Origin of the sequence: uncultured Maricaulis sp. (assembly GCF_905480005.1) — a bacterium.
Taxonomy (GTDB): domain Bacteria; phylum Pseudomonadota; class Alphaproteobacteria; order Caulobacterales; family Maricaulaceae; genus Maricaulis.
The window spans coordinates 22545-36925 of the sequence record NZ_CAJQOO010000002.1; the positions used below are offsets into that span (position 1 = coordinate 22545).

Genomic DNA, 14381 nt, shown 5'->3' on the forward strand with positions numbered 1-14381 from the left:
CGTCCTGACTGGACCCGGTCGACCGCAAATCGGCCCGGGCGGGGTTAGTTCAATACGTCGCCGGCCGGCGCGTTCGGCGTCATCGGCTTCACGGTCGGATCACTGATCGCCACCGCGCTGGCGCCGGAGCGCGCGCCGATCCCGACCAGCTCGATCAGCGCCTCCAGCGGTGCCGTGCCGAAATCACAATGCAGGAGCTCGCCCTGCAGGGAGGCGGCATGGAGGAAACCACCGGTCTGCACGCCCGGCATGGTGACGGGCACGCCCTTCATCAGGCCGAAATAGCGGTCGAACCAGTCCAGCAATGCGGCCTCGTCCCATTTCGCATCGCGCAGCTGGACGACCGCCGCGTCCCAGCGGAAGGGGTGGAGGTGCAGATGCACACCATCCATCGGCCCGTCCCAGGACTTGAAGGCGATCATTTCCTGCATGCGGAATTCGCGGAATTCCGGCTTCGGCTCGAGCTGGGTGGCGAAATCAATCCGGTAAAGGCTGCGCAGCAAGGCCTTGTCCGCCTTGATCGCAAAAGGATGTTCGCTGACACCCTGGGGAAACTGCTTGGCCATTTCCGGCAGCCATTGCGTGTAGGCGTAGACGAATTTTTCGCGGATCGGCTCAATGGCCGACGCCAGAGGATGTGTCATCCGGGTTGCCCCTCTTTGTGTCCGTCGCCGGTCGTCCGGCCAATGCGCCGGACTTCCCAGCGCAGATCGATATCGTGTTGCTTGCGAACCCGAGCCCGCACGTCTTCCCCGACCTGTTCCAGATCAGCCGCGCTGGCCGTGCCGTCATTGATCAGGAAGTTACAATGCTGCTCGGAAAAATGCGCCCCGCCAACGCGGTAGCCGCGACCGCCGACACTGTCGATCAACTCCCAGGACTTGCGCTGGTTCGGCGTGCCGGGCGGATCGGGATTGGCGAAGGTGGAGCCGGAGGTCTTCTCGCGGATCGGCTGCGTGCCTTCGCGCCGTGCCGTGATCGCATTCATCCGCTCGGTGATCGCGTCCGGATCATCGGCCTGCCCCTGGAAGACCGCCTCGGTGAAGATCCAGTCCTCCGGCGCCGAACAATGGCGATAGGAATAGGCCAGCTCCTGCGGTGTCGCGATGATCCGGCGGCCCATCCGGTCGAGCGCGATGGCTTCGACCAGCACGTCCGATGTTTCCTGGTCATAACAACCGGCATTCATGCGCAGCGCGCCGCCAATCGTGCCGGGCACGCCGACGAGATATTCCAGCCCGCCAATTCCGGCCTTCGCCGCCGCCTTGGCGACCATCTTGTCGAGCGCTCCGGCACCAGCGCGCAGGCGATGCCCGTCGAGTGCCTCGGTCTTCGCGAACGCGCCCGCCAGACGAATCACGACACCCGGCACCCCGCCATCACGCACCAGCGTGTTCGACCCGGCGCCCAGCACGGTCACCGGGATCTCGTCCGGCGTCTCGGCGAGAAAGCGACACAGATCGGACTCGTCGGCCGGCAGGTACAGCACATCCGCCGGACCACCCACCCGCAACCAGGTCAGATCCTTCAGCGGCGCGGCCTCGATATATTTGCCGCGAACGGGCGGGAGTCGGGACAGGAGGGTCACCCCGTCGCCTCCAGCTCACCCGGCAAGGCATAGGCCCACTGCGTGATGTCGCCGGCGCCGAGGCAGATGACGACATCGCCCGCACCGGCGCGTTTGGCGACATCGGCGGCGACGGTTTCACGCGTCGTGGCAATGGCATCGCGGTGACCATGGGCGCCCAGGCTTTCCACCAAATGGGGCTGGTCGGCGCCTTCAATCGGGTCCTCGCCGGCGGTATAGACCGGGGTGACCAGAACGCTGTCGGCATCATTGAAACAGGTGGAAAAATCGTCGAACAAGTCGTGCAGACGGCTATAGCGATGCGGCTGAATGACCGCGATCACCTTGCCGGTTGACGCCTGGCGGGCGGCTTTCAGCGCCGCGAGGATCTCGACCGGGTGATGGCCGTAATCATCAATGATGGCGGCGCCCTTCCACTCGCCCGTGCGGGTAAAGCGACGCTTCACCCCGCCAAACTGACCCAGCGCCGTCCGGGCACCCTCCTCGGTCAGGCCCAGCTCGCGCGCCGTCGCCAGGGCGGCCACCGCATTGAGGACATTGTGCTCGCCCATCATCGGCAGGAAGAGGCCCTGCCAGACGGTTTCATCCTGCCCGCGCAGGCGGAAACGGACATCGAATGTCGCGCCGGACGGGTCCATTTCGAGATTTTCCAGCCGGGCATCGGCCTGCGGGTTCTGGCCATAGGTGATCACCCGACGGTCTTCGACCCGGCTGGCCAGGGACTGGACTTCCGGGTGGTCCGTGCACAGGACGGCAAAACCGTAGAAGGGCAGGTTTTCGACGAATTGATAGAAGGCCTGACGCAGCGTATCGAAATCGCCGTAATGCTCCATGTGCTCGGGATCGATATTGGTGACGATCGCCACCGTCGAGCGAAGCTTGAGGAAGGAGCCATCGCTCTCATCCGCCTCGACCGCCATCCAGTCGCCCAATCCCATCTTGGCGTTGGAGCCATAGGCGGAAATGATGCCGCCATTGATCACGGTCGGATCGACACCGGCCGCGTCCATCAGCACAGAGACCAGCGAGGTGGTCGTCGTCTTGCCATGCGTTCCACCGACTGCGACGGCGAATTTCAGGCGCATCAGTTCGGCCAGCATTTCCGCGCGGCGTACGACCGGGATCTTGGCAGCCCGGGCCGCGACGAGCTCGGGATTGTCCGGCTTGATGGCCGAGGAGACGACAATGGCGCCCGCGCCCCAGACATTCTCTGCGGCATGGCCGATGGCGACCGTCGCGCCGAGGCCGGTCAGGCGCTCGACATTGGGGTTCGCCTTGATGTCGGAACCCTGAACCTTGTAGCCCAGATTGAGCATGACTTCGGCGATGCCGGACATGCCGATCCCGCCGATACCGACGAAATGGACGGGGCCGACTTCAAATGGCAGGGCGGTGAATTTCATACGAGGGCTCCGGTGACCAGGCCGTCGACCGCCCGCGCCAGCGCATCGGCGGCATCAGGTCGGCCGAGCGCGCGCGCCGACTGGGCGCGGCTGGCGAGATCGTCAGGGTTGGACAAACGGGTTTCGACGAGGGCGGCGATCTTCCCGGCCGTGAACTCGCCTTCATGGACGACATCACAGGCCACCGCCTGGACAAGCCCATCGACATTGGCGGCCTGGTGATCGTCTGCGGCGATCGCCAGCGGGCAAAAGATGGCCGGACGCCCGACGCCCGCGACTTCGGACACAGTGGACGCTCCGGCCCGGCCGATCACGAGATGGCTGGCGGCATAGAGCGCTCCGACATCCTCGAAAAAGGGTTCGCATCGGGCGGCAATGCCGGCGGCTTGGTAAATCTCACGGGCCATGGGGAGGGATTCCTCCCGCGTCTGTTGGACCACATCAAGGCGAGACCGGAGCTTTTCCGGGATCATCGCCAGCGCCTTCGGCACCGTCTCCGACAGGATACGCGCACCCAGCGAGCCGCCCAGCACCAGAATGTTGAGCCGCCCGTCAGCGGTGATCGCCGGATATCCGGCGGCGCGCGCCTCGATGATCGGTTCGCGCAGGGGATTGCCTGTCAGGATATGACGCTTTTTCGCTTTCGCCGGCAGCCGGTCGAGGCGTTCAAAGCCGGAGGCGATGAAGCCGGCCTTGCCGGCAAAGACCCGATTGACCCGGCCGAGCACGGCATTTTGCTCGTGAATGGCAAAGGGTGTGCCCATGGACCGGGCAACCGCCAGGGCGGGGAAAGCCGGATAGCCACCAAAACCGGCCACAACATCAGGCTTCCACTTGCCGGCAATGGCGCGCGCCTGGGCAAAGCCCTGGGTCAGTTCCAGCGCCGCCTTGGCCAGTTTGACGGGATTTTTCGTCGACGGGCTGGCGGCATGGATTTCGTCGACCGCAACGGCCGGGAAGTCGGTGGCATGGCGCAGACCGCGCGTATCGGTGACGAGGCGCACCTGCCAGCCGCGCGCGATCAGCGCTTCGGCCGCGGCGCGCGCGGGAAACATGTGTCCACCGGTTCCGCCGGCGGCGATCAGGCATCGTCTGGGTGTCATGCGGCGTAACGGGTCGTATAGGCGCCGGGTCGACGGCGCGTGAAAGCGAGCAGGAGGCCGGCGCCAAAAGCGAGGGCGAGCATGGATGAACCTCCATAGGACACGAAGGGCAAGGTCATGCCCTTGGGTGGAATGAGGTTCAAGTTTACGGCGATATTGACCAGGCTTTGCAGTCCGAATTGCAGCGCAAGTCCAGCAACGGCCAACTGCGCGAAACCATCCTGCAATCGCATGACCTGCATCCAGGCCCGCGTGACCAGAATGGCGAAGAGGCCGATTATCGACAGCGAGGCGATCAGGCCGAACTCCTCGGCGGCGACCGAGAAGATGAAATCCGTGTGCGCATCGGGCAGCAAATGCTTCACCTCGCCCTCACCGGGGCCGACACCGGCAATCCCGCCCCTCGAGATCGCCTCGGTCGCCCGGTCAATCTGGTAGGTGTCGCCGCTTTCCGGATTGAGGAAACGGTCCACGCGGGACGCAATGTGCGGAAAGGTGAAATAGGCCAGGGTCGATCCCGACGCCGCCAGCCCGCCCAGGACCGCCACCCAGATCCAGGACAGTCCGGAGGCGAAAAAAATACCGCCAAAACACAGGGTCAAAAGCACGGACTGGCCGAAATCCGGTTGCAGCATCAACAAGCCGATCGCCACCGCGAACAGGCCGAAGGCGATGATCCGCCCGGGCACGGGGGCACCGCGCTTCTCCTCGGAGAACAGCCAGGCCGCCGTGACCAGCAAGGCTGGCTTGAGAAATTCCGAGGGTTGCAGCGAGAAGGCGCCGAAGCGCAGCCAGCGGGTCGCGCCCTTGACCTCATAGCCCACGAGCAGGACCGCGCCCATCAGGACGAAAGCACCGACAAGGGCCAGGCCGGCCAGTCGCCGCGCGCCCTTGGGCGACAGCGCGGATATTCCCAACAGGCCGACCAGGCTGAGCACCGCGAAGACGCCCTGCCGGTAGAGGAAGTAGAAGGGATCATCCAGGCCGAGGCGTTCCGAGGCCGCCGGACTGGCCGCCATGGACAGGACGAGTCCGGTGATGATCAGCGCCAGGATGACGAAGAGCAGGGTACGGTCAATGCCGCGCCACCAGCTCGCCAGCGCCCGCGGGAAACTCTGGATCACGCAACACCCTCCGCCACGGAATCGACCGGCACGAGGGCGCGCACCAGCTCGCGGAAGGCGTCGCCGCGCGCTTCATAACTGGTGAATTGATCGAAGGAGGCCGCTGCCGGTGACAGGAGAACAACCTGGCCCGACACGCCTGCCGCTATTGCATCGCGCGTGGCCGCCTCAAGCGCCGCGGCCAGATCACCGCACGCTTCGTGCGGGACATCCCCGGCGAGCTCGGCGGCGAAGCCGGTCGCCGCCTCACCGATCAGATAGGCTTTGGCGACACGGTCGAAATGCGGCCGCGCAGCGACCAGTCCGCCATCCTTGGCGCGGCCACCGACAATCCACCGGACATGGTCATAACAACCCAAGGCCTGCGTGGCGGCCTCGGCATTGGTCGCCTTGGAATCATTGATATAGGTGACGCCATTGATCGTCGCGATCCGCTCCTGACGATGCGCCAGACCCGGAAAGGTCGCGATCGCATCGGCGGCGGCGCGCCCCGAGACACCCAGCGCCCGGACGGCGGCCAGTGCGGCGGCCGCGTTCTGGGCATTGTGGCGCCCCGGCAGAGCCGGCGCCTTCGCCAGGTCGACGACCGGATGCGAGGCACAGTCCAGCGCGTCATAGACCCGGTCGCCCAGCGCATAGACGCCGCGCGCGAAGACCCGCCCGGCCGAGATCGGAATGATCTCCTCCTCGCGTCGATTGCGACGCAGGGTGGAGAAATAGGCCGAGGTCACATTGTCATCGATCCCGATAACCGCCACATCGCCCGGCCGCTGCATGTCGAACAAGCGCTGTTTGGCGCGGAAATATCCGTCAAAATCACCATGCCGGTCGATATGATCCGGCGAGATGTTCAGCAGGAGCGCGACATCACAGGCCAGCGAGTGGGTGAGGTCCAACTGGTAAGACGACAGTTCGAGGACATAGTAACTGCCCGGTCGCGGCGCCGCCTGAGCGAGAATGGCGTCACCAATATTGCCGCCGACCACGACATTGCGCCCGGTCTCGCGCAGGATGTGACCGATGAGGGCGGTCGTCGTCGACTTTCCATTGGTCCCGGTAATGCCGATGATTTTGGGTCGACGCTTCTCAGGCAGATCGGCAATCGCCATCGCGAAGAGTTCGACATCGCCGATCACCGGCGCATCAACGGCCCGGGCCAGCTCGACCACGTGATGGGGTTTGGGATGGGTCAAGGGGATGCCCGGCGACAATATCAGGGCTGCAATATCGCCCCAGTCGCGCCGGTTGAGATCATCCAGGGTCAGGCCGTCCGCCTCGGCGCGCAGCCGCGAGGGCTCGGAATCGTCCCAGCACGATACCGTTGCGCCGCCTGCCTCGAGGGCTTTTGCCGTGGCTATGCCTGTGCGCCCCAATCCGAACACAGCCACGCGGCGGCCTTCATATGCATGGATCGGGATCATGAAGACCTAGCCTATCTCAATTTCAGCGTGGCGAGTCCGATTAATGCGAGAATGACCGCAATAATCCAGAAGCGGATGACAATGGTCGGCTCGGCCCATCCCTTCTTCTCGAAATGGTGGTGGATCGGCGCCATTCGGAAGACCCGCTTGCCGAAGAGTTTGAAGCTCGCGACCTGGACCATGACCGACACCAGTTCGAGCACGAAGAGACCGCCGACAATGGCCAGCACAAGCTCATGCTTGATGGCGACCGCAATCGTGCCGAGCGCGCCGCCCAGCGACAAGGAGCCCGTATCGCCCATGAAGACCATGGCCGGTGGCGCATTCCACCACAGAAAGCCGATCCCGGCACCGATCAAGGCGCCGCAGAAGATCAGGATCTCGCCCGCACCGGCGGTGTAGTGAACCTGCAGATACTCGGCGAAATCGACCCGGCCGACGACATAGGCGATCACGCCAAAGGTCGCCGCAGCGATCATGACCGGCACGATGGCCAGCCCGTCCAGCCCGTCAGTCATGTTCACCGCATTGCCCGAACCGACGATGACGATGCAGCCGAAGACGAAGAAGAGCGGCCCGATATTGAGCATCAGATCCTTGAAGAAGGGGAAGGCAATCGAGGTTTCGATGCCGGGCTCGACACCGAGCGAGCGCGCGGTATGCGTAGCCCAGACCACCGCCACGAGGGCAATCGCGAATTCGCCGACCAGTTTGAACTTGCCGCCGAAACCGGCCGTGGTCTGCTTGGTCACCTTGAGATAGTCATCGACAAATCCGATCAGGCCGAAGCCGGCCGTGACGAAGATGACAATCCAGACGTAGGAATTGGACAGGTCGGCCCACAGCAGCGTCCCGACCATCACGCCCAGCAGGATAAGGAAGCCGCCCATGGTGGGCGTCCCGGCCTTCTCGACCACATGGCGCTCAATGCCTTCGGCGCGGATCGGCTGACCCTTGCCCTGCTTGCGGCGCAACCAGCCGATCATCGGCTTGCCGAAGACGAAGGCGATCAACATCGCCGTCATCAGCGCGCCGCCGGTCCGGAAGGTGATGTAGCGAAACAAATTCGCCAATTGCAGGTCATCCGCCAGCGGCGCGAAGAGCAAGTAGAGCATGGGCGGATCAGGCCTCCGTCAGTCCGAATGCGGTACCATCGACGAGAACCGAGGCAATCTTGTGGAGGCCGGAACCGTTGGAGCCCTTGATGAGCACCACATCTCCCGCCTTCACGATGGATTTGACTTGTCCCAGCCCCTCGCCAGCATCCTGCGCATAGCCGGTGTGAACCGTGTTCGGCAAGGCGTTATGCAGATGCTTCATGCGACGACCGCAGGCGATCACAGCATCGGCTCCGGCGGCGACCAGCTCGTCGGCCAGTGCCGCATGAAGGCGATTTTCGTCAGGGCCCAGTTCCAGCATGTCACCGAGAATGGCGATGCGGCGCCCGCCTGCGGCCGGCTGGGCAGCCCCCAGAGCGGCGATCGCTGCGGCCATGGACACCGGATTGGCGTTATAGGCGTCATCGAGCAGGGTGAAAGTGCCCCCGCCGGGCAGGTCGATGGCGATGGCACGACCGCGACCAGCCTCGGCACCGACACCCGAAAGCGCTTCGGCGACATCGCGCGCGTCCAGTCCGGCACCGGCAGCCGCCGCGAAGATCGCGCCGGCATTCCAGGCCCAGTGCTCGCCGGTTGCGGCAAGGCGGAATGGGGCCCGCACGCCGAGGACATTGGCGACACCACGGGAGCCGTCCAGCCCGGTCTCGAAGTCCTCGATGCGGATGGCGGCAGCCGCACCCGTTCCGAAATCGAGCATGAAAGCCGCGCAGGAGTGACGGGCGTGCCGCGCCAGGCGCTCGGCCAGCGGATCATCAGACGGGTAAATCGCGACCCCGTCCTGTTCCAGCCCCTCGAAAATCTCCGACTTGGCGTCGGCAATGGCCTGGATCGTCCCCAGATTTTCCAGATGGGCCGGCGCGATCCGGGTGATCAGCGCCACATGCGGCCGCACGAGCGACGACAGGTCGCGGATCTCGCCGGCATGGTTCATGCCCATTTCGAAAACGGCGCGCTCGGTCTGCTTGGGCATGCGCGCAAGGGTCAGCGGCACACCCCAATGATTATTATAGGATTTCACGCTCCAATGCGCCGGGCCGGCGGCCCGGAAGACGGCGGCAACCGCCTCCTTCACACTGGTCTTGCCAACACTTCCGGTCACGGCGACGCGGATGGCATCGGAGCGATCACGCGCCGCCGTCCCGAGCATCCGCAAACCATCCAGCACATCCTTCACCTGAAGGGCCGGCTCGACACCGCTATCCCCGCGCTCGACCAGGCAGGCTGACGCCCCCTTCTCCATCGCGGCACCGACAAATTCATGCCCGTCCCGGACATCCTTGAGAGCGACGAAGAGGTCACCGGGCTCCAGTGTGCGGGTGTCGATCGAGATGCCGGTCGCGGTCCAGTCCGTGTCACCCAACAGCATGCCGCCGGTCGCGGCCATGGCCTGTCTGGATGTCCAGAGCGGTGCAGTCTTGTCGTCAGACACGGGCAGCCTCCCTTTGCGCCAGCGCAGCGCGCCCCTGATCACGATCATCAAAGGGATGAACGACATCGCCAATGGTCTGGCCGGTCTCATGCCCCTTGCCGGCGATCAGCAGGCAATCGCCCGCGCGCAGCATGTCCACGCCATGGCGGATGGCCTCGGCCCGGTCGGCGATTTCCTCGGCATCCGGGCAGCCCTTGAGCACAGCCTTGCGGATGCTGGCAGGGTCCTCGGAGCGCGGATTGTCGTCGGTGACAATGACATGATCGGCCTGGTTGGCCGCGATCACCCCCATCTTGGCGCGCTTGGACGCATCGCGATCACCGCCACACCCGAATATCACAATCACCCGGCCGCGCGTGTGCGGACGCGCGGCGCGGAGCAATTTGTCTAGCCCGTCCGGCGTATGGGCATAGTCGACAAGCACCGGAGCGGCCTCCGCCGTCTCTCCGACTTTCTCGAGCCGGCCGGGAACACCGGTCAGTGTCTTGAGGGTCGCCAGCACATCGGCCTCCGCGACACCTTCCGCAAACGCGATCGCGGCGGCGCCGAGGGCGTTGAGAATCTGGAACTCACCCACGAGCGGGATATCGAGCGAAAACTCACGCCCCTGCCAGGCGAAGACGACGCTCTGGCTCGCCGGGCGCGGGGTAATCTCGCGAATGGTCAGATCGCGGCCGCGCCAACCCATGGTCAGGACGTCCAGACCACGCTCGCGCGCCGCGGCGGCCATCTTGCCACCCCACTCGCTATCGACATTGATCACCGCCCGCCCATCGGCTGGCAGGCGCTCTGTGAAAAGCTTTAGTTTGGACGCGAAATAATCGGCGAAATCCGGATGATAATCCAGATGATCTTGGGTCAGATTGGTGAAGGCACCGACCGCCAGGCGGACCCCGTCTATACGATGCTGCTTGAGCCCGTGACTTGATGCCTCCATGCCCAGATGAGTCACGCCCTCGCCGGCCAGACGGTCAAGCGCTGCCTGCAAGGCGACGGCGTCCGGCGTGGTATAGCCGGTCACTTCCACGGTGTCGCCGCGGGTCACGCCAAGCGTCCCCAGACAAGCCGCCTCGAGACCCGCTCCGGCCCAGATCTGGCGCAGGAACTCAACGGTCGAGCTTTTGCCATTCGTTCCGGTAATGGCAACGATATGCGCAGGCTGGCGCGGATAGAAACGCGCCGCCATGCGCGCCAGAAGTGCCGCCGGTTGGTCCACCGCGATCACCGGAACCGGGGCGTCGACCGGCTCATCCGTCAGGATCACGGCAGCGCCCGCCGCCAGCGCCCTGGGAATGAAATCACGGCCATGGACTTTCACACCGGGCAGCGCCGCAAAGACAAAGCCCGGCTCCACCTTGCGGCTGTCCAGGGTCAGCCCGCGGATGCCCTCGCGCCCGCCAGTGACGGACAGGCCTTCTCCGGCGAGCAGCTCATCCAGGGTCACGGGATCATCTCCGGCATCAGGGCAGCGCGAACAAGGGCGGCGCGACCGACCGGGTCTTCATTCGACCGGTCAACACCGAGAATGGGCGCAATCCGTGCCACGATCTCACCCACCGCCGGCGCCGCGACCCGGCCACCGGTCGGGCGAAGATAGGTTGGTTCGGGCATTTGCGGTTCGTCGAGCAACACAAGGATCGCATATTGCGGATCATTGGCCGGGAAAACGGCCGAAAATGAGGAGAGAAGACGGCTCGTATCATAGCCGCCACGGGTGGGCTTGTCGGCCGTACCCGTCTTGCCGGCCACCAGATAGCCGACCGCTTCGGCATTGCCCCCGGTTCCGCCCACCACATTCTCGCGCATCAGGGCAAGGACATCGCGCGCCACCTCGGAGCGCATGACGCGCTCACCAAGAATGGTTTCGTCGGCCGCGACGGGCAGAAGGGTTGGCGGGACATAGACACCGTCATTGGCAATGGCGGCGAAGGCGGCGATCGTCGCGATCGGGCTGACCGCGATACCGTGGCCGTAGGAAATCGTGACGGTTTCCGTCGGACCCCAATTGCGCGGCAGAAGCGGATCGGCGCTTTCCGCCAGTTCGATCGGGGCGCGCTCGAGCAGGCGCAGATCGCCGAGGAAACCCCGCTGCGCATCGGCGCCGACTTCCAGCGCCATGTGTCCGGAGCCGATATTGGACGAATGGGTGAAAATCTCCGGAACGGTCAGCCAGCGCTCCTCGCCGTGATAGTCGGAAATCTCGTAGCCGCCGACCGAGAGCGGCGCCCGCGCATCATAGCGGCTCTCCATCGTCGCCGTACCTTCCTCAAGCGCAACCGCAACGGTGAACGCCTTGAAAGTCGAGCCCATTTCATAAACCGACTGGGCCGCACGGTTGAGCCGTTCGCCATTGCTGGCATCGGCGGGTCGGTTGGGATCAAAATCCGGCAGGGAGACCATGCCGAGAATTTCACCCGTGCGGACATTCATCACGATGCCGGTCGCCGCCAGCGCCCGGTATTCGGCCATGCTGGCGCGCAGGACCTCATCGAGATGGAACTGGACCGCCATGTCGATCGACAGGGCAACCGGACGACCATCGCCGGACATCAGCGCACTGTCGAAGGCGCGCTCCGCGCCGGCGAGCCCGTCCATGTCGCGATTGGTATAGCCCACCACATGCGAGGCCAGACGACCGCGCGGATAGACACGTCGCGGCTCGGAGCGGAATTCCAGACCCGGCAGGCCGAGGGCGAAGACCGCCTGGCGTTGACGCGGCGTGAGATTGCGGCGGACCCAGACGAAGCGGCGCCGCGAGTCGAGCTCTTCCGTCAGGCCGGCGACATCGATATCGGGCAGGACGGTTGCCAGCATTTCCGCGGTTTCCGCAGCATCCCAGACCAGGGCGGGATCGGCATACAGGGAGTGGGTATCGAGCGTCGTGGCCAGGACCTGACCGGTCCGGTCAAACAGATCGCCTCGCGCTTGGGCGGCCACGGCCTGGCGATTTGGCGAGGCCGCATCAGCCGACCCGGTCACCGCGACCTCCACCGCCCGGCCACCGAGAATGGCGAAGCCGAGGGCCATCGAAAGCCCCATGACGCGCAAACGCCCGCGCGAGGATTCCATCGCGCGGGTTTCGTCACTTTCAATCCGGAGCAGGCGCGACATGTCCGCCGGCGCCGCTTCCGCCAAGGGCGGCGGAGCCAGGGTCCGCGCCTCGGCCGACACCTGTTTGCGGAACGGCCACAGACGCATCAGTCCGGACCTCCCACCCGCGTCGGCTCAGCCATCGCCAGAGCACCCTCCTCCTGGCGAACCAGGGTCTGGTCGCGGCGCACGCCCTCCTCTTCGGGGCGGGCATCGGCAAGCAGTGGCAGATCGCTCAAATCGACCTCCCGGGACGGATCCAGCGGTTCGAAGCCGAGATAACGCCGAGCCAGGGCGCGCAGGCGCTCCGGGTCTTCCAGATGGGCGATCTCGACATTGAGCACATTGATCTGACGACGCTCCTCGACGAGCTGGGCCTGGATATCCTCAAGGCGTTCCTGCGAGCTCTTCGCCTCGGCCTTGGCGATATAGAGCGCGACCGCCAGAGCTGCGGCAACGACGAACGCAATCGCATTGAGCGTGCGGATCATAGCGCGGCCTCCAGTCGGGCGAGCGGAACAATACTCGTGTGAAGCGACGGCCCGTCAGCCCAGGCAGGCGCTTCCGTTCGGATGGCCGCACGAAGCTTGGCAGAGCGAGCCCGCGGATTGTCCGCCGCCTCTTCATCACTGGCCGCCACGGCGCGGCGGGTCAGCAAGGAGAAGCTCGGCGCGGGTCCGGCTTCAACCACCGGCTCGTGGCGCGAACCACCGCCTCCGGCCAGGCCGGCACGGCCTCGCAGGAAGGTCTTGACCATGCGGTCTTCCAGTGAATGGAAGGTAACCACGACAAGCCGGCCCAGCGGGGTCAAAAGCTGCTCGGCCGCCTCCAGGGCGCGGGCCAGCTCGCCGAGCTCGTCATTGACGAAAATCCGCAGCGCCTGGAAGACTTTTGTGGCCGGGTGAATCTTTGAGTGTTTTCCGCCTGTTGCGCGCGTGACAATTTCGGCGAGCCGATCTGTCGTCTCGATTTTCGCCTCGGCGCGCGCCGTGCAGATGAATTTCGCAATCCGGCGCGAGCGCCGTTCCTCGCCGTATACATAAAATATGTCGGCGAGCTCGGACTCCTTGAGCCGGTTCACCGCGTCGGCCGCACTTGGCCCGTCCGCCGCCATGCGCATGTCCAGCGGACCCTTGCGCATGAAGGAGAAACCACGCTCGGCCTGGTCGATCTGCATCGAGGAAACGCCGATATCCAGGACAATGCCGTCGACACTGTCGATCCCGCGCGACGCCAGCACCTCGCCCATGGCGGAAAAGGGGGCCTCGGCGAAGGCGAAACGCCCGCCCGAGGCCTGGACCAGCTGGGTTGCCGCAGGCTGGACCGCCGGATCGCGGTCGATACCGATCAGCTTGCAATCCGCTGCGGAGAGGATGCCGCGCGAATAACCGCCAGCCCCAAAAGTGCCGTCGATATACAGCGCCCCGGCGCGCGGCTCGAGCGCGTGCAGGACCTCAGCCAGCATGACCGGGATATGCGGAGACGGGCTCATCACGCGCCTCCGGTCCGGGGCGGGAGCTTGAGCGATTTCTTGTTGTCCCGGGCAAAATTGCGAGCATTTGCCTTGCGCTCGGCGAGGCGCTCCGGATCCCAGATCTCGAAGCGCGCGCCCAGACCCACAAAGGCCGCCTTGCCGCCCAGCCCGGCATGCTCGATCAGATCCCTGGGAAGGCTGACCCGGCCGGTGCCGTCAAAGGCCAGGCCACGTGTGTCACCGAAAATGGTCTGCTCGAAGGCGGCGCGGGCGTCGTCATAGGGATCCATTTCCTCCATGAGCGCCAGGTAACGGTCGAGCAGAGCCTGCCCGCCCCCTTCCAGATAGCCGCCCTCGAAGGACGGCCAGACGAAAATCTTCTCTTCGGGATCATTCTTGACGACTGCGCGGAAGCCGGCAGGCACGGAAACCCGTCCCTTCGCATCCACCCCATTGATCGTCGTCGACAGAAACACGCGAGAAACCCCCAGAGCCATGAGACCCGTCCCTCATGGTTAACGATGGGATAACATGGGATCAGATGGGAAACAATGACGAAAGGCCCGTTTTTCATGGAATAGCGCGCCTCCAGAAGTATTCGATTATGAGAAAAACAAGAACAGGAAGAGAA

The 14381-nt window shown here is 64.9% G+C and carries 13 protein-coding genes; all 13 read right to left on the reverse strand.

Features of this window, described 5'->3' with window-relative positions; all coding sequences use genetic code 11:
- Positions 1 to 44: 44 nt before the first annotated feature.
- From QZ266_RS00220 to QZ266_RS00280, 13 genes are read right to left on the reverse strand one after another with little or no spacing between them, the layout of a single operon-like run.
- On the reverse strand, positions 45 to 644 hold the full coding sequence (locus QZ266_RS00220) for a hypothetical protein (protein WP_295690486.1): 600 nt from the start codon (positions 642 to 644) through the stop codon (positions 45 to 47).
- On the reverse strand, positions 641 to 1588 hold the full coding sequence (gene murB, locus QZ266_RS00225) for a UDP-N-acetylmuramate dehydrogenase (protein WP_295690489.1): 948 nt from the start codon (positions 1586 to 1588) through the stop codon (positions 641 to 643). The genes QZ266_RS00220 and murB overlap by 4 nt, the downstream gene beginning before the upstream one ends.
- Positions 1585 to 2991: a UDP-N-acetylmuramate--L-alanine ligase gene (gene murC / locus QZ266_RS00230; RefSeq protein WP_295690492.1), complete on the reverse strand. Its 1407-nt coding sequence runs from the start codon at positions 2989 to 2991 to the stop codon at positions 1585 to 1587. The genes murB and murC overlap by 4 nt, the downstream gene beginning before the upstream one ends.
- On the reverse strand, positions 2988 to 4094 hold the full coding sequence (gene murG / locus QZ266_RS00235) for an undecaprenyldiphospho-muramoylpentapeptide beta-N-acetylglucosaminyltransferase (RefSeq protein ID WP_295690494.1): 1107 nt from the start codon (positions 4092 to 4094) through the stop codon (positions 2988 to 2990). The genes murC and murG overlap by 4 nt, the downstream gene beginning before the upstream one ends.
- Positions 4091 to 5218: a putative lipid II flippase FtsW gene (gene ftsW / locus QZ266_RS00240; protein ID WP_295690497.1), complete on the reverse strand. Its 1128-nt coding sequence runs from the start codon at positions 5216 to 5218 to the stop codon at positions 4091 to 4093. Before ftsW ends, murG begins: the two co-directional genes overlap by 4 nt.
- Complete coding sequence (murD, locus tag QZ266_RS00245) at positions 5215 to 6639, reverse strand: UDP-N-acetylmuramoyl-L-alanine--D-glutamate ligase (protein WP_295690501.1); 1425 nt, start codon at positions 6637 to 6639, stop codon at positions 5215 to 5217. Before murD ends, ftsW begins: the two co-directional genes overlap by 4 nt.
- Positions 6640 to 6650: 11 nt before the next feature.
- Entirely contained in the window at positions 6651 to 7754 is a 1104-nt protein-coding gene (gene mraY / locus QZ266_RS00250) for a phospho-N-acetylmuramoyl-pentapeptide-transferase (RefSeq protein ID WP_295690504.1), read from the reverse strand.
- 7 nt (positions 7755 to 7761) lie between these two features.
- Positions 7762 to 9186, reverse strand: coding sequence for a UDP-N-acetylmuramoyl-tripeptide--D-alanyl-D-alanine ligase (murF, locus tag QZ266_RS00255; protein ID WP_295690505.1), 1425 nt, complete (start codon positions 9184 to 9186; stop codon positions 7762 to 7764).
- The gene (locus QZ266_RS00260) at positions 9179 to 10630 is read right to left on the reverse strand and encodes a UDP-N-acetylmuramoyl-L-alanyl-D-glutamate--2,6-diaminopimelate ligase (protein WP_295690508.1); all 1452 of its coding nucleotides are present in this window, start codon (positions 10628 to 10630) and stop codon (positions 9179 to 9181) included. The genes murF and QZ266_RS00260 overlap by 8 nt, the downstream gene beginning before the upstream one ends.
- Positions 10627 to 12384 (reverse strand): penicillin-binding protein 2, encoded by a 1758-nt coding sequence (locus tag QZ266_RS00265; protein WP_295690511.1) that lies wholly within the window; start codon positions 12382 to 12384, stop codon positions 10627 to 10629. The genes QZ266_RS00260 and QZ266_RS00265 overlap by 4 nt, the downstream gene beginning before the upstream one ends.
- A complete protein-coding gene (locus QZ266_RS00270; RefSeq protein WP_295690513.1) occupies positions 12384 to 12767 on the reverse strand; it encodes a hypothetical protein in 384 nt (127 codons plus the stop codon). The genes QZ266_RS00265 and QZ266_RS00270 overlap by 1 nt, the downstream gene beginning before the upstream one ends.
- Positions 12764 to 13768, reverse strand: a complete 1005-nt coding sequence (gene rsmH / locus QZ266_RS00275; protein ID WP_295690515.1) for a 16S rRNA (cytosine(1402)-N(4))-methyltransferase RsmH — start codon at positions 13766 to 13768, stop codon at positions 12764 to 12766. The genes QZ266_RS00270 and rsmH overlap by 4 nt, the downstream gene beginning before the upstream one ends.
- Positions 13768 to 14226 carry a division/cell wall cluster transcriptional repressor MraZ gene (locus QZ266_RS00280; RefSeq protein ID WP_295690517.1) on the reverse strand — a complete coding sequence of 153 codons (459 nt, stop codon included), beginning with the start codon at positions 14224 to 14226 and terminating at the stop codon, positions 13768 to 13770. The genes rsmH and QZ266_RS00280 overlap by 1 nt, the downstream gene beginning before the upstream one ends.
- Between the last annotated feature and the right edge of the window lie 155 nt (positions 14227 to 14381).